The following is an 18,403-nucleotide window of genomic DNA, read 5'->3' as shown; positions in this document are numbered from 1 at the left end:
TATCATGAACATGAATAAGCCGATTATTGGAATTTCTGCCACTACAATGAACATCTCTGGGTTTGACTCTGTATATCTCCATTACAGCTATGCAGAATCCATCATGGCGGCAGGCGGGATACCGATTGTGCTGCCGGCTGGACCAGTCGGGCTGATCGAAGGGATGGTAGAGCTCTGCGATGGCATTTGCTTAAGCGGCGGGGAAGATGTAGATCCTCATTACTTCGGGGCCGAGCCGCACCCGAAGCTTGGAAGGGTTGTTCCGGACAGGGATCAGGCTGAACTTGGCATGATTCGTCATGCCAGGCTGCGGGGAATTCCCATTTTTGGTATCTGCCGGGGAATCCAGGTGCTGAATATTGCCTTGGGCGGGACAATCATCCAGGACATTGAGAGTGAACGGCCGCAGTCCATCAAGCATACACAGCTGGCCCCCAGAGGAAGCGCAAGCCACAGCATCTCCATCGACCGGAATAGCCGCCTGTTCCGTGCGGCAGGGAGAGATGTTATCCGTGTGAACAGTTTTCATCATCAGGCGATAGAAAAAATTGCAGATGAGCTTGTTGTTACTGCTTCCGCCGCTGATGGGATCATTGAAGCCATGGAATCCAAGGATTTCAGCAAGGGATGGATGTCGGCAGTTCAATGGCATCCTGAGGATATGGCTAAAACAGACGAAGTCATGAGTGCCCTTTTTGCAGATTTTGTTTCCGAATGCATAAAGCGGCGGTCACAATCAAAAGGAGAACCTGCCTAGGCATGGTTCTCTTTTTTAGGTCTTTTGTATAGTTGATAGGAAAATTTAGGTTTATTTTTCCTGGATAAGGGGTAATATGAGGCAGTTTTTCTGATCTTTATACGGGTATAGTTTCATTGTATGTGCTTATCTTACAAATAAGCACATTTTTTTAGGCTCTTTTCTAAAAGATTGTTGTTTTCTGATGAGTTCTGTGTGGAGATTTAATTATTATGCAAAGTGACTTACACTTCAGGCGCGAGACTCCCGCGGAAAGCGAGTGCCTGCAGCGGAAATCAACTTTCTTGCCCAATAGCCACAATAAATGCGAAAACAGCCTTTTTTTAAGTAATTTCGTAAGGAGACAGGATAATGAATATGACCGGGCTGAGAAATGCTCTTCAAGGATGCATATTGACTGATACAGAAGCGGACAGGCTTGATGTCCCAGGACTGAAGATTGACTCACGCCTTATCAAAGAGGGAGATGCTTTTGTGGCCATTTCAGGATACGATGTGGATGGTCATGATTATATTGAAGAAGCTGTCGCCCGTGGAGCGGGAATTGTGATAGGGGAAAAGCCTCTCTCCCTGAAAGTGCCGTATATCCAGGTCCTGGATAGCCGCGATTGCTTGGCCAAACTGGCCGCCGCATTTTATAACTACCCGTCCGAAAACCATAAAATCATTGGAATCACAGGCACGAACGGCAAAACCACCTGTTCTTATATGATTCGGCATATATTGAAGACTGCAGGGAAAACCTGTTCTTTGATCGGGACGATTTCCTACATAATAAATGAGGTTGAACTTTCTCCTGAAAATACAACACCAAATTCACTCAAGCTTCAGGAAATGCTTGCTGAAAGCAGGGATGAGTATGTAGTTATGGAAATTTCGTCACATGCATTGGATCAATCAAGGGTCGAGGGACTTCAGCTCGATTTGGGTTTGTTCACCAATCTTTCACACGATCATCTCGATTATCATCATACAATGGAAGAATATTTCCAGGTTAAAAGCAAAATGTTCAGCTATCTAAAAGTCAGGGGCATGGCTGTAATCAATACCCTGGATCCATATGGCCAAAGACTGGCCCTGCAGCTTGAAACAGGAGATGCTGCAGTAAAGATTCTTGGCAGGAGGGGTTCTGACTTATCTCTTGGAAAACTTGACGGAAGCAGTTTTGCTTTTTGGATGGGCGGGGCAGAATATTTTGTCCATCTGAACATGCCCGGCATACATAATGTGTATAACGCCGCCTTATCCATATTGGCTTGTGTCGAAGCCGGTATTTCCGTTGAACTGGCCATATCTGCCATGTCCTCATTCAGCGGAGTGCCGGGCCGCTTTGAGATTTTCAGTCATCCGTCCGGCGGCACATTTGTAATTGATTATGCACACACTGAAGACGCAATTGAATCCTGCCTTGAGACGATAGAAGAGATGGGTGCAAAAAGGATAATCCATATCCTTGGCTTCCGCGGCGGAAGGGACGTCTCAAAACGGAAAAGAATGCTGCGGGCTTCAGCCAGATACAGCAGCAAGATTCTCCTGACCGGAGACGACCGGAATGGCCTGTCAGCAGCTCAGGAAACAGAAGGTTTGATAAAAGCAGCAGAATCAGCCGGGGTCAAAGCAGAGATCATCGCTGACCGGACACTGGCAATTAAAGAAGCCTGGGGACAAGTGAAGGAAGGCGACATTGTGCTTTTGTCGGGAAAAGGGCCGGAACGGTATAAGGAAAAATACTGGCTGCCTGCAGAATCAGACCGTGAAGTCCTCAATTATTTATTAACAGACTCCCTGCCGGGCATTACGGCAGATTCTTAGTCCCAGAAACTTTGTACAACGTTAATTTAATATTTGTACAATGTTTGAGGTACCACAAATTGGGATATTAAATATATAACTTAGAAAAAGGAGATGTTATTAATGAGCCAATTAAATGGGAATTCAGAAGCTGAAGGAAGAGTAGAATCCAAATTAAACAACATGAGCGAGGAAAAGAAAGATGATATCATGTCAAGCTTTGATACATTCAAATCTTACTTGCATGATAAAGTATCAAAAGGTGAAAAACTAGGACTTGGCGAAGAGCAGCTGGCAAAATTAACAGACAAAGTTTCAGGCTATCTCGCAGAGCATGAAGAGCCGCGCAACAGAGAAGAATATCTGCTGCAGCAGTTATGGAAATCCGGCAATGAAGAACAGCGCCATGCCCTTTCTCACATGCTTGTAAAATTAGTGCAGTAATATGAAAGGAGGCTGGCTTCCAGCCTCTTTTTTATATTTGTCCCGCTGCCTTATATTTCGTTATGGCAAGATACTCCCGCACATATGATTTTAAAACAGCTCTAATCGGCGTCTCTGCCGCCAAGCCCGTGACATGGAGTCCCTGTTTTTCCGCCATAAGGACCGACCTGTAGATATGATAAGAATTGGTCACACACACTATTTTGCTGTCATCCCCATTTATCAGCGCCTTGGAAAAGCTCAAGTTCTCAAAGGTAGTGGTGGATCTGTCTTCCAGAATGATCCGGCCCTTTTCGATGCCTGCTTTTACTAGGGCTTCCTGTATCGCCTGTGCTTCGGATATATCCTCACCTGGGCCCTTTCCGCCAGAGGCGATCACCCTGGTATCCTTGTTCAGCTTTAAATAGTGAAGGGCTGCATCTATCCTTTTTTGAAGGGAAAGACTGGGAGTAGTCCCTTTTACCCTGGCTCCGAGTATGATGATGTAGTCTGCTTTCTCTGGTACGGCTGCATTCGCATATTGGTGCATTTTATATTGAAGAAAACCGCAATAAAGAATTACTGCGGCAATCAGGAAAAGCATAGGTTTCTTCCATTTCTTGAAAAAGTTCATTATCTCATCCCTCTCACCTGTATATCGTCCATTTCCCTATCTCCCTGAAACCCAGCCTGCGGTAAATTCTGCCGGCTTCCGGGTTGTCATAGAATAAGCACAGGGTTTTGCTTTGCTGAACAACGAATTCAGCTATCAATTGATTTAATATCTGAGATGCATACCCTTTATTCCTGAAGGCAGGATGAGTGCAGACACCCACAATCATTGCCGACATTGAATTTTCGGCGGCTGTGGAGGCGCTCGCAGCAATCCTGCCTCCTTCCTCAAAATAATAGGTTCTCCCAGTTTTAGACTTCAGGGACTGAGTGAGGAGTTCACGGCTCGATTCATCGGCCTCAAATTCTTGAATAGCCCGTCTCAGCTCCATAATTTTATCTGCATCATCCAGCCCCGCTTCCTTTATCTTGTCGGAATGAGGGATGACTTCACGGGGCGGCTCGCTGCATTCAGCAAAGTACATCTCTTTTTTATTTTCAAGCTGAAGGCTGTCTATCCCTTCAAATAGCTCCACTGCATTTGATTTTCCGGAAATTCTGACAGGTTTGTCTTTTGGGAGCAGCTCTGCAAATCCAGCAGCATCAAAGCTTGCTGGTCCATAGATGATGAAGGAGTCATGAAATCGCAGCAATACACTGATCAGTTCATCAGTTGCCCGGAACTCACCCCAGAGTTCCTGAAAAGGGGCTCTATACCCAAACGCCTCGATATCCCCGATTATGAATAAATTAAAGGCTGGCTCTTGTCTCAGGAGCACAGAAACAGCTTCATGGTCTCTAACTGACAATTGTCTTATCATTCTGCTAATCTCCCATTTTTTATTTATCATAATGAAAAAAATGGAATATATCAATCCTGTTTCTAAAGGAGGGGCTAAACTTGTTATTCCTTTTTCGTTTCATGGACTGAATGAAGGGTAAAACAAGGAAAAAATGCTGTTAAAAAAAACAGTAAAATATGTTATGGTTTTATTGTAAAAAACTGATTATATCAGCATCATCTATGGGAGAGGGCTTGCCTTGAAGGAAATTATCTTAATATTAATACTGCAACTGGTATATGTACCAATTCTGACACTGCGGACCATTTTTATGGTAAAGGGGCAGACTCTGTTTTCATCCTTGTTTGGGATGGTTGAATCTCTGATTTATGTATTCGGGCTTTCACTTGTCTTTTCGGGTGATCAAAGCGGGGTTGCAATGGTCGTCTATGCCGTGGGCTTTGGCCTTGGAATCCTTATTGGCGGATATGTGGAATCACTGCTTGCCATAGGCTACACCAATCTAAACGTGAAGCTTGCCAATAATAATGAAGCACTGATTACTGAACTGAGGGAACTTGGTTTCGGTGTCACTGTATTTGAAGGAAAAGGCAGGGACGGGATTAGATACCAGCTTGATATCCTGACGCGCCGGGATCGTGAGAAAGAACTCATGACCATCATTGAAACGCATGAGCCCCGTGCTTTTATCATATCCCATGAACCCCGGAAATTTAAAGGCGGCTTCTTGCTTAAAGGTATGAAAAAAGCCCGGCAGAATAAACAATAAACCATGAAAGCTGCCCGAAGGGGCAGCTTTCATTTTGACATGGGGAATTCATATCCGGAGGTGGGTATGACTGCAGGGATGCGGCTTTGCAGCTTTTCCCATTCCTCGGGAAAAACATGCTGGAATTTATGAAGGGTTTTTGGTGAGTACACCAAAAGAAAATCAGGCTTCTCATTCGTAAGATTCAAGTCAAACAGCATGGCATGGGGGATGGTATAAAAGTCATTCACCTGAAAGGGGTTCAGCCTGAGAATCTCGAGATTATGTTCACGAATAAACGACAGTGAGGCACTTATCTGCCTGCTTTTACTTTCATGGAGGCTGGTGCAGCACTCCAATGGCATTCTATCATTAATAAAAAATAGACCCTTCACCATATCCTCCCATTTCCTCTGAATATGGCTCAAGTCTATCCAAAATACACGTTACTTATTCATTTCTACAAGATCCGGGAAATCCGTAATGATGCCGTTGACACCAAGGGACGCCAGCCTGTGTGCTTCTTCACGGTCCCGTACGGTCCATACAAAAACCTGGAGTCCTGCTCTTTTGATCCTTTTGATCAGCCGGCTGCTGGCAATATTCCTTTTCGGGTTGATGTACTGAATGGATGCAGAAATACCCTTCAGCCTTTCATGGGTCCATCTCCACGGATACCGTTTAACAAGCAGACCGGCAGGTATATGGGGACAAAGCGTTTTGAATGTGTGCAGTGAGCTCAGATCAAACGACTGCACGATTACAGTGGAATGTATGACCTGTTCTAAGGCTTGTGCCAATTTCTTTTCAATCCCGGGATAGAGGCGGGGCTTTTTTATTTCTATTAAAATATTTGCTTTTCCGTCTAACAGTTCTAGTGCATCTTCAAGACTCAAGATTCGTTCTCCTGCAAAAGCCGGGCCAAACCAGCTCCCCGCGTCCAGGACAGAGAGCTCGGAATATAGGAAATCCCGTATCCTGCCCTTTCCATAAACTGTCCGTCCCAGAGCGGGATCATGGATGACCACAAGCTTCCCATCCTTACTGAGCTGAATATCCAGTTCCACGGAATCAGCTCCCATTTCAATCGCTTTCTGAAAAGCTGACCTTGTATTTTCCGGGCAATAACCGGAAGCTCCCCTGTGAGCGATAATGATTGGGGGATTAGGAGCAGCATCAGCCCCTGAGCCCCTTATTTTCTTATACACATCATGTAACATTCCCACAAAAAATCACGCCCCATAATTTTTTATTTTTAGACGATATACAGAAAAAAGCCAATAAACTTGCGGACTGCAGCACGATCACCGGCTCTGGCAGTATTTGCATTTTAAAATGGAGAGGCATATAATTTTATTTATTATGCAAGTATCTCATTTGCAATTCTCTAAGGGAAATAGAAGGGAAATACTTATGCCAAAAGTCAATGATGTTATTAAAGGACTCTTGAACAAGGGTATCAAAGCGGAAAAAGTGATGTCGCGCAAGAAAATGTTCGCGAATCTCCTTGGGAAAAAAGACTATCAGGTTCTTGCTGATAAAAAAGGAGAAAAGCTTTAGCCTGCATTTTTGCACCCATGAGTAAACAATATATCATATAGGGTGAATACATAACCATTTGAATCCCTCCTGCCTTCATATATGAATTGAAAGTCACTGTACCGCACTAATTAAGGCTGCAGACAACTCCGATGAGAATCGGGGCTGTCTGCAGTCTATTTATTTGGCTCTCTTGCAGGTAGAGTGCCTGCAGCGGAAATCAACTTTCTTGTTCAGTGGCTGTAATGTATACGTAAACAGCTTTTAATTTTGGCAGAAAGATAAAGAAAATTAAATGAAATTTTTGTGTGGTTTGACGACCCTTTTTTGTCTGTTCCCCTTTATATAAAGAGTGAAAGGGGGTGAAACAAATGGCAAACCAATCATTAGTAACTTCTTCACTGCAGTATACACTGCAGACCGGGATGAACGAAAAAAACGAACCGGTTTTCAAAAAGAAGACTCTTCCTCATGTAAAGCCTGCAGCTACGCCTGACCAGCTTCTTCAAACTGCCCAGGCACTGGCAGGACTTAGCAAGTTCGAGCTGATCGATGTTAACAGACAGGATCTGCAAAGCATCAATATTTAAACAAAAAACCATTGATTGAGAGGAAGCGAAAACCATGGCAAAGACACTGGAACTGATTTTTTTGACAGCAGAGGGAAAAGAGTCGAGGATCAATATTGAGGATCCCAAGGAGCCTGTAGATGTAAATGCAGTCAAGCAGGCTATGGATTCAGTCGTGGCCGCCAATATCTTCATGACCAACTCCGGAGACCTGGCTGGGAAAAAGGCGGCAAGGATCATCGATCGTGCTGTCCAGGAATTTGAATTAGCTTAAACCTTGAGGAGGGCAGCCTGATTCTCTGGCCAGCCCTCCTTTTTAGAAAACAGGGAGGGGATCCGGTTTGGAAGCTTTGATCTCTTTTATCAGTGAGGTTGGTTTTCCTATCGTTGTTTCATTATATCTGCTGTACCGGATAGAGACGAAGCTTGATATCTTGATCAACACCATTCAAGACCTTCCATCGCTGATAAAGGAAAACAGAATATAGGCAGAATGCCAAAAAGAGAGCAGACTTCGAGCGGAGTCTGCTCTCTTTTTGGCGCCCGGCTCTGAATGGTTTAAAAGGAAAGGGGCATATTTAAACTTATATTAAAGTAAACAAAAAGGGAAGAACATGATGGTTACAGAAAAAAAGCAGCAGGAAGGCAGCAAAACGGACGGCTTTACAGCACAGGCGGAATTTGCTTCCACCAGTATCGGAAAGAATCTGGGATTATTGAAGAATTATTTCCACCATACCTCAGATTTAAAGAATCAGACCGTTGATGCCTGCGGTATATCATGCATGTTGATATACCTGGACACAGTCGCTGACTCTGAAAAAATTGAGAAGGTGTTCCTTTCAAACTTATGCCAGGCAAAATCCGAGCAGGAAACCGCAGATTATGTTGCAAGTGTCCAAACCCTGTCCACCACGGTGGTGATGGAAGCTGCCGAACTGCTCCTGCAGGGCTACTGCCTGCTTACTATGCAAGGCAGAAAGAATGTTTTCCTCTTCAATGCCGGGGCAATGATCCAGAGAAAGCCTGACGAGCCAGCTAATGAAAAAGTCATAAGAGGATCGCACACCGGTTTTGTAGAAGACATGAACATCAACCAGCGCCTCATCCGTCAGCGCAACCAAAACCGGAATCTGGTATTCAAGAGCATAGTAAAGGGGCAGGCAACTAAAACCAAGATTGTAGTGGGGTATATCGAAGGAAGAGCAGATTCTGCGGTGGTGGATACCATCATCGGAAGCATCGAATCCATCGATGTAGATATGGTATTCAGCCCGGGTTTCCTGGAAGAATTCCTGGATGAAAGCCCATTTTCACCTTTTCCGCAATTCCTGCAGACTGAAAGACCGGACAGGGTCATGGCCAACCTGACGGATGGAAAGGTGGTTGTACTTGCTGAAGGGAGCCCGACAGCGCTCATCATGCCTGTCACCTTCTTCTCGTTTTTCCAGTCGCCGGATGACTATAATTCAAGGATACTTCCAGGCACCTTTTACAGGATGCTGAGAATTATCAGCTTTATGACTGCACTTATACTGCCTTCAGTCTATATTGCGATTGTAGCTTTCCATTTTGAAGTTGTTCCGCAGGATCTTATCATCCCGCTGAAGTTGTCCCTGAATAATATCCCTTTCCCGCCGCTAGTCGAGGCAGCGATTATGATTTTCACGATTGAGCTTCTGAGAGAAGCGGGAATCAGACTTCCGAATCCGGTAGGGCAGACGATCGGCATCGTAGGAGGTTTAATCATCGGAGATGCCGTAGTTAATGCAGGGCTGATTTCATATATGATGGTTATCATTATAGCCCTTACTGCTATTGCATCATTTGCCATTCCCAATGTTGAAATGAGTGCATCATTGAGATTATTGACGTTTCCACTGATTTTAGTTTCATCAATATTTGGTTTCCTTGGAATTATGTTTGGAATCATGATAGTCATCATTCACTTATGCAAGCTTTCAAACTTTGGCTTCTATTACTTTGAACCCATTTCACCATTTAAAAGCAAGCAGTACAAGGACTCCATATTCCGGTATCCGTTATGGAAGCTTTATGGAAATAACAAGAATAAAGAGTCTTCAGCCGGAAGTAAAGGCAGGGTTGAAAATGAATAGCCCCATTCAGCGAGAAAAGATGGGATTTATTGAAAGTATGTTTTTTATCATCCATGCACAGATTGGGGTAGGAGTCCTCTCCATGCCATATACTATATTTTTGCAGGCCGGGGAGGATGCGTGGATTTCGGTGCTCATATCGGGCCTGGTGGTACAGCTGATGCTGATTCTGTATCATCTGCTGTGCAAGAGGTTTCCCGGTAAAAACATCTTCGAGATTTCTGTTACTGTACTAGGGCCGATAGGCTGGCTGGCAGGAGCCGTTTATACTTTGTATTTTTTTCTGGTCTCCACCAACATGCTGGCCCTGTTCGGCAATGTTATAAATAAGTGGCTGCTGCCCCTTACCCCCGTATGGCTTGTCATTTTATTGATGGTGGTGGTCGGGACATATGCCGTACACAGTCCGCTGATCATCCTGGCGAAATTCATGCTGGTATCTTCCTTTGTATTCCTTATCTTCATCCTGCTCATTTCCACTTCCTTCCTCGACGCGGACATATATAATATTTTGCCTATAGGGAGTAAGGGGGTATTTTCCATTCTAAAGGGAGTGAAGGAGGCTGCATTTTCCATGATTGGCTTTGAGCTGTTCCTAGTCATTTATCCTTATATCAGGGGTTCAGGCCGAAGTAAATTGAAATCGGCAATGCTTGCGAATGCCTTTGTTATCTTTTTCTATACCCTGGCAGTCCTGGCAACATTGATGTTCTTCAGTGAAATGGAAATCGCCATTATCCCGGAGCCTCTGTTATATATCATAAAATCCTATTCCTTTCAGGTGGTGGAACGGATTGATATTTTATTCCTTTCCTTATGGATGGTCGCGGTAGGAACCACATATATGGGCTATTTATTCGGGACAGCGAAAGGTTTGTCTCATATGTTTAAGAAAAAAGACCATCTTTCCTGTGTTATCCCGGCAGCCGCCTCGACATATATCTTCTCCCTCATTCCGCATGGAGAATATGATGTGACGGCCACTTCTCATTTCATATCCTTAGGTTCATCTTTAGCAACCATCATAATTCCGGTCATTCTTTTCGTGGCTGCTTTCTTAAGAAGGAGGGAAAGCTAATATGAGAAAAATACGGATTTGTCTTCTGCTGATTCCAATTTTACTGGGCGGATGCTGGGACCAGAGGCTTATTAAGGAGAGTACGCTCATCCGCATTAAAGGCTTTGATGCGAAAGGAGAAGAGATTATTCAGTCTGTCGGCTATCCGATCATCCCATTTGGCCATCCGCCTTCTGATGCCCCAAGGAGCCTTGTTGCCTGGACAAAGAGCAGTTCACATGCGGATGCGAGGGAAAATCTCGACAGGAAACTACTGCAAAGATATGATACATCCAAGGTAAAGGTATTCCTATTTGGAGAAGATCTGGCACGAAAGGATATATACAATGCGCTGGACATCATCTACAGAGATCCAAAGGGACCGCTGAATTCCATTGTTGCCGTAGTAAAGGGAAGTGCACTTGATGCCCTGCAGATCAAGCCCAGGAGCACCCCCCTTCTTGATGACTACTATGAAGAGCTGATTGAAAGCGGCAAAGACTCCGGAACTTTCCGTTTAGAGAATGTGCAGTCTATTTGTACCGCCATCTTCCGGATGGGCAAAGATTATGTTCTTCCATATATCGATTTAAAAAAGGGGGAGCACAGGGGGAATATTAGAGGAACGGCCTTATTTCACCATAAAAAAATGACGGGAACCCTGAATTATGAAGAGTCAGCCATGCTGACACTGCTGAATGATATGTACAAATCCGGCCGCCCGAAGTTTTTTCTGGACACTGGCCTAAAAGGGCCGGCCGGCGCTGGCATCCTTAGTGCGGAGAGCAAGAGTGTAAGCAGGGATATAAAGATTAACCCACGTCCCGGCGGTAAGCTGACAGTGAACTTAACCTATAAGGTAGAATTAGAGATCGAACAATTTGCCCCAGACCATTTAACCGATAAGAAAAAAGTCCAGGAATTACAGAAGAAAATGAGTACAAAACTAAACGCCCTCTCCAAAAAAACGCTGGCAAAACTGCAAAAGGCCAATTGTGACGCATTGGGAATCGGGGAAAGAGTCAGGGCCTTTCATCCTGAAGCCTGGAAGAACATGGACTGGGAAAAGGATTATCGATCCATAAAAATCAAGCCGGTTGTAAAGGCAGAGTTCATTCAGCATGGCATCATCAATTAAGAGGAAATTTTCAGTACTTAAAGGAGTTCGGCCTTCCTCTATGGAAATAGATTGGTAAACGATCCAAGGAGGATAAAGCATGGAACCGAAAGTGAGGTTTGCAGAAGCATCTCCTAAGCGGAAGCTTGGTGTGTTCTTTACCCTGCCCATTGTTTCATGGGCTCTGTACGACTTTGCGAATACTATTTTTTCTTCCAACATCAACACCATCTTTTTCCCATTCTATATTCAGGAAACGATCGGCAGCAATGCAGCTCTCGATCAGATAGCAAGCACCTTCATTTCCTATGCGAATGCAGCGGCAAGTCTTTTCCTGGTCTTGTTTTCTCCCTTATATGGAGTCATGATGGACAGGACAGGAAGGAAGAAGAAATATGTCATTCCGTTCACACTTGCAGCTGTCGGCTGTACATTTTTGATGGGCGTCTTAGGCAAATGGGGGCCGGGCGGTGACTGGGGCGGCCTGCCGGCATCACTGGGACTGGTCATTGTCTTTTTCGTGCTGGCCAAGTTTTTCTATCATTCCAGCCTCGTTTTTTATGATGCTATGATAGGCGATCTTGGGAAAAAGGAGGATATCCCGCTCATTTCAGGATTCGGGGTGGCTGTAGGGTATGTCGGTACGCTTGTGGGGCTTGCTGTCTATCCCTTTGTGGGCAAGAGCGGCAATGAAGATGCATTCATACCAACTGCGGTTCTTTTCCTGCTCTTCTCACTTCCCTTATTTTTTTTCATAAGAGAGAAGAAGGAAACCCAGTCTGTGAAACATTCAGGATTTTTGTCGGGCTACAAGGAGATAGTATTTACCATCAGGGAAATGAAGAAGTATCGAAACATTTTCACCTTCATGATTGCCTATTTCTTCCTGAATGATGCACTATCGACCACCATTGCCATGATGGCCGTGTACGCAGGGGCTGTCGTTGGCTTTTCTTCCGGAGCCTTCATTCTTCTTTATTTAGTTTCTACCATATCGAGCATTATCGGTTCCTTCATCTTTGGCTATATTACTAAGGCAAAGGGGGCAAGGATTTCTATTTTGTATGTGTCGGTCCTGCTGCTTGCAGCCCTCGCTGTGGCTGTCCTGGCTCAGAATGCCTTTTGGTTTTGGATTGCCGGGAGTATGTTCGGAGTTTCTCTCGGTTCGATGTGGGTGACGTCGCGGACATATATCGTCCAGCTGACACCTCATGAGAAGCGCGGACAGTTTTTTGGGCTGTTTGCTTTTTCCGGCAAGGTATCAGCCATCATCGGCCCCTTCCTATATGGAACCATTACACTGATTTTTTCAAACTACGGCACCCTTGCATCGAGGCTTGCACTTGGTTCGATGATGATTCTTACCTTGATCGGAATTATGATTCTTCTTCGGATGAAGGACGAAAGTACAGAGGCACCCCTTTAAACCCGCCAGCTAAGTTTTCGAAAAAGCTCAAAAAAAATAAAGAGAGGGTATCCCTAAAGTTCACACATCTTGGGACACTCTCTTTTCGGGCCTTTCATTATGAGAGAATTATAGCTTCATGACATTTTTAGCCTGAGGACCGCGGCTGCCTTCCTCGATCTCGAATTCCACTTCCTGGCCTTCTTCAAGAGTCTTGAATCCTTCTCCCTGGATGGCGGAAAAATGGACAAATACATCATTTCCTCCTGGCACTTCGATGAAGCCAAATCCCTTATCACTGTTAAACCATTTCACCCTGCCTGTTACAGTCATTTTCTATTATCCTCCAAACATGAAATATGATGAAACAAGCCCTTTTATCGGACTTTTCTGACTAAATTATAGTATGGTTTTTTTGAAAAGACAAGAAGCTGAATTGCTCTGCCACGCCCGCTATAAATAAAAAGTTGACTCTCTGGGGATAGTAAAATAACATTCATCCAGGGAGGTTTTATCTTGAAAAGGAGCCTGATTTCGACGGGTTTAATTATTTCTGCATTTTGTGGAAGCCCCGCTGTTAATGCTGACGATTATGTGGAAAATCCCCATACGGCAGCACCTGTATCTGCAGGACAGACCGCGGGAGAAATCAAAACGGTTACAGAATCCATCCTTGCATTGCTGTTAGAACTCGACAAGGAAATCAATTCCGGTAAATCAACAGCGAATATAAATAATATAGGCGCCAGCGTTGAATCGGCATGGGATGGCATTGAAAAAAAGGTGGAAAAAATGAACCCGGTTGTATACAGGGATATTGAATCCAGTTTATATCCATTGATTGCTGAAGCAAAGAAGGAAACCCCGGATTTAAAAAATCTGGAAAGGCATAGAAAGGATACAGCCAGGAAGCTTGCCGATTTCAAGGCTTCTCTGAAACGCTGAGAAGCGGTTACAGTATATCTTACCTGACCCATATATCCGCGCCCGGGAAGAAGCCGAATTATTTGGGTCAGTTTTCTTGACAATTTTACACTGTTTTTATATCATATATCTTGGGTTCAAGATAAATGTTTTGAAGATAAATCTCAGATCCTAATATCATGATAGAGGTGGCAGCATGTCGAAATTATTATATGTAAAAGCTAATCCTAAAGAAGACTCGTACTCATTTTCAGCCCGGGTCGCCAATGAGTTTGTGGCAGCGTATAAAGAAGCAAATTCAAGCGATGAAGTAGAAATTCTCGATTTATACAGTACAGACCTTCCTTTAATTGACCGTGAAGTATTGAATGGCTGGGGCAAAGCGGCAGCAGGGGAAGAATTGACTGCATCCGAAAATGCAAAAATTGGGAGATTAATTGAATTAGTCGATCAGTTCCTGGCTGCAGATAAAGTTGTATTCTCAGCCCCAATGTGGAATTTTGGATACCCGCCGCTTATGAAGGCATACCTGGATTCCCTATGTGTTGCTGGAAAAACCTTTAAGTATACAGAGAACGGCCCAATCGGCCTTGCAGGGGATAAAGCTGTGGCTCTGATTGAAGCACGCGGCGGCGTTTACTCCGAAGGACCTGCTGCTGATGTTCAGCATACAGAAAGCTTCTTCAAAACAGTGATGGGCTTCATTGGCATTCAAAATGTACAAACCGTCCTGATTGAGGGCGTCAATCTTGACCCTTCAAAAGCTGAAGAAATCACTGCCGCTGCTTCAGAAGAAGCACGCACACTGGCAGGAAAATTCTAAGACTGTTTTTACTTTTGCTTCTTAGAAAATAGAAGGTTGATTTATGAATGAGTCTGCCTTCCAGGACTCATGAAAAATTAAAATATCTCAGCAGGTAACGCCAGGTTTATCCTGGACTGACTGCAGGCGTGCCCGGTTGAACAGGCAAGCCTGCAGTTTTTTTATGCTGATTTTGTATTGTATGCTTTCTTGCACGGCGCCCATAGAAAAAGAGGGGTGGATATGGTATAGTAATGTGATGAAGATTCAGAGTACTAACCAGGAAGGAAAGAAATGATGAAAAGTTCTGTTAAGGATGAAGTGCAATCCAGACGGACATTTGCAATTATTTCCCACCCGGATGCCGGGAAAACAACGCTGACAGAGAAACTGCTGTTATTCGGCGGTGCCATTCGTGATGCAGGCACAGTAAAAGCGAGGAAAACAGGGAAATATGCGACAAGTGACTGGATGGAAATAGAAAAACAGCGTGGAATTTCCGTTACATCAAGTGTTATGCAATTTGATTATGAAGGATTCCGCGTCAATATATTAGATACCCCTGGCCACCAGGACTTCAGTGAAGATACCTACCGGACCCTGACGGCAGTGGACAGCGCTGTCATGATCATTGATTCTGCCAAGGGGATTGAAGACCAGACCATCAAGCTATTTAAAGTATGCCGCATGAGGGGGATTCCTATCTTTACCTTCATTAACAAGATGGACCGGCAGGGGAAGCCGCCGCTTGATTTGCTTGCGGAGCTTGAGGAAGTACTTGGCATAGAGTCCTATCCAATGAACTGGCCGATAGGCATGGGCAAGGACTTCATGGGGATATATGACCGTTATTTTAACCGCATTGAACTATTTAAAGGGGATGGTGAAGAACCATTCATCCCATTGAATGAAGACGGAGAAGTAGAAGACGGTCACGAATTGGAAGACTCTCAGCTGTATGAACAGACAATGGAAGAAATCATGCTGCTGTCTGAAGCAGGCAATGAATTTTCTGAGGAACGGATTGCAAACGGAACGCTTACGCCTGTCTTCTTTGGCAGTGCACTGACCGCCTTTGGCGTGCAGACATTCCTCGATACGTATCTGAAGTTTGCTCCTGAGCCTCAGCCGAGAAGTGCCACAACAGGCGAGATCAGTCCGGTCAGTGAAGACTTTTCTGGGTTTATCTTTAAAATCCAGGCTAATATGAATCCGAAGCACCGCGACAGAATTGCGTTCCTGCGCATCTGTTCAGGGCAGTTTGAACGGGGAATGTCTGTTTACCTCAGCAGGACCGGCAAGCAGATCAACCTCTCCCAGTCCACCGGTTTCCTTGCCGATGACCGCAACACCATAAATGAAGCGGTGAGCGGTGATATTATCGGTCTCTATGATACAGGGAACTACCAGATTGGGGATACTATCACCACAAGCAAGGATATGTACCAGTTTGAGCGGCTGCCGCAGTTCACTCCTGAAATGTTTGTCAGGGTAACGGCAAAGAATGTAATGAAGCAGAAGCATTTCCATAAAGGCATTCAGCAGTTAGTCCAGGAAGGCGCGATTCAGCTCTTCAAGACCGTACGTATGGAAGAGTATCTCCTTGGTGCTGTCGGCCAGCTTCAGTTCGAGGTATTTGAGCACCGCATGAAAAATGAGTACAATGTTGATGTTTTGATGGAACGGGCCGGCAATAAGGTAGTGCGCTGGGTCGAAGGAGACAAAGTAGACGAAAACCTGTCCAATTCCAGAAGCGTCCTTGTCAAAGACCGTTATGAAAATTATGTTTTCCTTTTTGAAAATGAATTTGCATTAAGATGGTTCACAGACAAAAATCCGGATGTTAACCTTTATAACCCGATGGATATGAAATAATACATGAGAGCAGCGGCTAAGTGAGCCGCTGCTTTTTTTATTACCCCAAGGCATATGACAATTAAAGAGGAATAAAAAGCAATTGACAGCCTGGGGTATTTATTATAATCTGTATTTACACTTTAACGCTTAAAAGCGTTTAAGTAAAAGGGTGAATACCCGTCGGCAGCAATCAGTAGTGCAAGGGGCATACAGCAGACAGAGACCGGATGGCTGGTGGAAATCCGGGAGCCCCTGTACGAAATACATCTGCATGAAGAGGACGGTTATGATAAAAGAGTGGATATACAGCATCGTCTGTCTATCAAATAGGGTGGTACCGCGGAGTTTCTTCGTCCCTATTCGGCTATGAGGAGAATTTCATTTTCTTCCAAGCTTCTAGAATGACATAAAAGGGAGCGGATCATCATGGATACTATTGGATTGAAACTGAAACTTAGGGAAGCTGTCCTTGTGCTGACAGGAATCCTGGCCATTTTAGGCTATGGGATCATAGGATTGGAGCTGCCGCCGCAGATACCAATCATTTCATCCATATTGGCTCTTTTAATATATGGAAAATTAAAAGGCCTCGATTTTAAACAAATGGAACAAGGGATGATTGCCGGAGCTTCCTCTGCTCTTGGTGCAGTGTATATTTTTATATTTATCGGTATGCTCATAAGCAGCTGGATGCTGGCCGGAACCATTCCGACCCTTATGTATTATGGATTTTCCTTTTTATCGGGCTCATCCTTTTATGCCATCGCCTTCTCTGTGGCGTCGCTGATCGGGTTATGTATAGGAAGCTCGTTTACAACCTCAGCAACGATTGGGGTTGCCTTTATCGGCATGGCAGGGGCGATGGATGTCTCGCTTGCAGTAACTGCCGGGGCTGTAGTTTCAGGCGCATATCTTGGCGACAAGATGTCACCCCTGTCAGATACATGCAATCTTGCCTCCGAGACGGTGGGGGTAAATCTGTTTGAACATGTAAGAAATATGCTTTGGACAACGATACCCGGTTTCATCATTTCGTTCCTTCTATACTTCTTTATGTCACCGAGCATTGAAGCTTCCAAAGTGAAGGAAATCGGCATTTTCACTGAGACCCTGCAAAAAGAGGCTAATATAAGCCTGCTGGCCATCGTACCATTTTTGATTGTCACCATCATGGCCTTCAGGAAAATATCAGCGATTGCCGTATTGGCCGCAGGTACAGCAGCGGCTGTCCTCGTCGCCTTTGTTTCCCGAGATAATCTCACGCTTACCGAAGCAGCTGGTGTACTGTTCTCAGGTTATAAAATGGATAGCGGCGTGGAGCAGCTTGACTCCATCCTTTCACGCGGCGGCATCGAATCTATGATGTTTTCAATTTCACTTGTTCTGCTTTCCCTTGGAATGGGGTCTCTGTTATTCCACCTTGGGATCATTCCTTCAATCCTTGAAAAAGCAGTGTCAGGCATGCGCAGGGCAGGCAGTATCATAGCAGCCACTGTTTTTACAGCCATAGGAGTCAATGTACTGATTGGGGAACAGTATCTGTCAATATTACTGCCGGGAAAAACATTTCAGGACAGCTACAAGAAAGCAGGCTTAACAGGCAAAACCCTGGCACGGGCGCTTGAAGATGGCGGAACCGTGGTAAATCCCCTGATTCCCTGGGGTGTATCAGGGGTGTTCCTGGCAGGAGTGCTTGGAGTTCCTGTTATCGATTACGCCCCGTTTGCATTCTTCTGTCTTCTTTGTCCGGTGCTTTCAATCATAAGCGGCTATTCAGGAATTGGCATTTCTTTCTTACACAGCAGGCACGCACCTTCTGAAGTGCTCATGGGTAAATAATCCATGGGCTTTTTTTGTGGAAAGGAGCGGAGCTGCATATAAC

General features: G+C 44.7%; 21 protein-coding genes. 16 read left to right on the top strand and 5 right to left on the bottom strand.

Features of this window, described 5'->3' with window-relative positions; translation table 11 throughout:
* The first annotated feature begins 4 nt into the window (after positions 1-4).
* The 3 genes from V1498_RS15795 to V1498_RS15785 all read left to right on the top strand — a co-directional run bounded on the left by V1498_RS15795 (position 5) and on the right by V1498_RS15785 (position 2,992).
* The gene (locus V1498_RS15795) at positions 5-757 is read left to right on the top strand and encodes a gamma-glutamyl-gamma-aminobutyrate hydrolase family protein (RefSeq protein WP_409294633.1); all 753 of its coding nucleotides are present in this window, start codon (positions 5-7) and stop codon (positions 755-757) included.
* Positions 758-1,108: 351 nt separating this feature from the next.
* On the top strand, positions 1,109-2,569 hold the full coding sequence (locus V1498_RS15790) for a UDP-N-acetylmuramoyl-L-alanyl-D-glutamate--2,6-diaminopimelate ligase (RefSeq protein ID WP_409294632.1): 1,461 nt from the start codon (positions 1,109-1,111) through the stop codon (positions 2,567-2,569).
* A gap of 102 nt (positions 2,570-2,671) precedes the next feature.
* Positions 2,672-2,992 (top strand): DUF3243 domain-containing protein, encoded by a 321-nt coding sequence (locus V1498_RS15785; RefSeq protein ID WP_409294631.1) that lies wholly within the window; start codon positions 2,672-2,674, stop codon positions 2,990-2,992.
* A gap of 31 nt (positions 2,993-3,023) precedes the next feature.
* Here V1498_RS15785 and V1498_RS15780 read toward each other — a convergent pair whose 3' ends face one another.
* Together V1498_RS15780 and V1498_RS15775 are read right to left on the bottom strand one after the other, a co-directional pair.
* The gene (locus tag V1498_RS15780) at positions 3,024-3,605 is read right to left on the bottom strand and encodes a YdcF family protein (RefSeq protein ID WP_409294630.1); all 582 of its coding nucleotides are present in this window, start codon (positions 3,603-3,605) and stop codon (positions 3,024-3,026) included.
* Between the two features lie 13 nt (positions 3,606-3,618).
* Positions 3,619-4,404, bottom strand: coding sequence for a GNAT family N-acetyltransferase (locus V1498_RS15775; protein WP_409294629.1), 786 nt, complete (start codon positions 4,402-4,404; stop codon positions 3,619-3,621).
* A 220-nt stretch (positions 4,405-4,624) separates the two neighbouring features.
* Between V1498_RS15775 and V1498_RS15770 the strand changes: the two genes are divergently transcribed.
* A complete protein-coding gene (locus V1498_RS15770; RefSeq protein ID WP_409294628.1) occupies positions 4,625-5,155 on the top strand; it encodes a DUF2179 domain-containing protein in 531 nt (176 codons plus the stop codon).
* Positions 5,156-5,184: 29 nt separating this feature from the next.
* On the opposite strand, the gene V1498_RS15765 is transcribed toward V1498_RS15770, so the two are convergent.
* On the bottom strand, positions 5,185-5,529 hold the full coding sequence (locus V1498_RS15765; RefSeq protein WP_409294627.1) for a hypothetical protein: 345 nt from the start codon (positions 5,527-5,529) through the stop codon (positions 5,185-5,187).
* A 51-nt stretch (positions 5,530-5,580) separates the two neighbouring features.
* Positions 5,581-6,354, bottom strand: a complete 774-nt coding sequence (locus V1498_RS15760; RefSeq protein WP_409299320.1) for a glycerophosphodiester phosphodiesterase — start codon at positions 6,352-6,354, stop codon at positions 5,581-5,583.
* Positions 6,355-6,547: 193 nt separating this feature from the next.
* Here V1498_RS15760 and V1498_RS15755 point away from each other — a divergent pair, with 193 nt between their 5' ends.
* From V1498_RS15755 to V1498_RS15720, 8 genes are all read left to right on the top strand, one after another.
* Positions 6,548-6,694 carry a hypothetical protein gene (locus V1498_RS15755; protein ID WP_409291926.1) on the top strand — a complete coding sequence of 49 codons (147 nt, stop codon included), beginning with the start codon at positions 6,548-6,550 and terminating at the stop codon, positions 6,692-6,694.
* A gap of 350 nt (positions 6,695-7,044) precedes the next feature.
* Complete coding sequence (locus V1498_RS15750) at positions 7,045-7,263, top strand: DUF1659 domain-containing protein (RefSeq protein ID WP_409294626.1); 219 nt, start codon at positions 7,045-7,047, stop codon at positions 7,261-7,263.
* Positions 7,264-7,297: 34 nt separating this feature from the next.
* The gene (locus V1498_RS15745; protein WP_409294625.1) at positions 7,298-7,516 is read left to right on the top strand and encodes a DUF2922 domain-containing protein; all 219 of its coding nucleotides are present in this window, start codon (positions 7,298-7,300) and stop codon (positions 7,514-7,516) included.
* Positions 7,517-7,583: 67 nt separating this feature from the next.
* Positions 7,584-7,730 carry a YvrJ family protein gene (locus V1498_RS15740; RefSeq protein ID WP_409291929.1) on the top strand — a complete coding sequence of 49 codons (147 nt, stop codon included), beginning with the start codon at positions 7,584-7,586 and terminating at the stop codon, positions 7,728-7,730.
* Positions 7,731-7,856: 126 nt separating this feature from the next.
* Positions 7,857-9,359: a spore germination protein gene (locus V1498_RS15735; RefSeq protein WP_409294624.1), complete on the top strand. Its 1,503-nt coding sequence runs from the start codon at positions 7,857-7,859 to the stop codon at positions 9,357-9,359.
* Positions 9,352-10,437: a GerAB/ArcD/ProY family transporter gene (locus tag V1498_RS15730; protein WP_409294623.1), complete on the top strand. Its 1,086-nt coding sequence runs from the start codon at positions 9,352-9,354 to the stop codon at positions 10,435-10,437. The genes V1498_RS15735 and V1498_RS15730 overlap by 8 nt, the downstream gene beginning before the upstream one ends.
* 1 nt (position 10,438) lies before the next feature.
* Positions 10,439-11,554 (top strand): Ger(x)C family spore germination protein, encoded by a 1,116-nt coding sequence (locus V1498_RS15725; RefSeq protein ID WP_409294622.1) that lies wholly within the window; start codon positions 10,439-10,441, stop codon positions 11,552-11,554.
* Positions 11,555-11,633: 79 nt separating this feature from the next.
* Positions 11,634-12,959, top strand: a complete 1,326-nt coding sequence (locus tag V1498_RS15720; protein WP_409294621.1) for an MFS transporter — start codon at positions 11,634-11,636, stop codon at positions 12,957-12,959.
* A gap of 108 nt (positions 12,960-13,067) precedes the next feature.
* On the opposite strand, the gene V1498_RS15715 is transcribed toward V1498_RS15720, so the two are convergent.
* A complete protein-coding gene (locus V1498_RS15715; protein ID WP_409294620.1) occupies positions 13,068-13,271 on the bottom strand; it encodes a cold-shock protein in 204 nt (67 codons plus the stop codon).
* 183 nt (positions 13,272-13,454) lie between these two features.
* Between V1498_RS15715 and V1498_RS15710 the strand changes: the two genes are divergently transcribed.
* From V1498_RS15710 to nhaC, 4 genes are all read left to right on the top strand, one after another.
* Positions 13,455-13,883 (top strand): hypothetical protein, encoded by a 429-nt coding sequence (locus tag V1498_RS15710; protein ID WP_409294619.1) that lies wholly within the window; start codon positions 13,455-13,457, stop codon positions 13,881-13,883.
* Between the two features lie 175 nt (positions 13,884-14,058).
* Positions 14,059-14,685 (top strand): FMN-dependent NADH-azoreductase, encoded by a 627-nt coding sequence (locus V1498_RS15705; RefSeq protein WP_409294618.1) that lies wholly within the window; start codon positions 14,059-14,061, stop codon positions 14,683-14,685.
* A 276-nt stretch (positions 14,686-14,961) separates the two neighbouring features.
* Entirely contained in the window at positions 14,962-16,539 is a 1,578-nt protein-coding gene (locus V1498_RS15700; RefSeq protein WP_409299318.1) for a peptide chain release factor 3, read from the top strand.
* A 408-nt stretch (positions 16,540-16,947) separates the two neighbouring features.
* Positions 16,948-18,360 carry a Na+/H+ antiporter NhaC gene (gene nhaC, locus V1498_RS15695; RefSeq protein WP_409294617.1) on the top strand — a complete coding sequence of 471 codons (1,413 nt, stop codon included), beginning with the start codon at positions 16,948-16,950 and terminating at the stop codon, positions 18,358-18,360.
* Positions 18,361-18,403 lie beyond the last annotated feature (43 nt).

Origin of the sequence: Paraperibacillus marinus, assembly GCF_046237605.1 — a bacterium.
In the GTDB taxonomy this organism is placed as follows: Bacteria; Bacillota; Bacilli; order Bacillales; family DSM-1321; genus Paraperibacillus; species Paraperibacillus marinus.
Note: the sequence above shows the minus strand (reverse complement) of the source record. Positions and strands in the feature narration are given on the sequence as shown.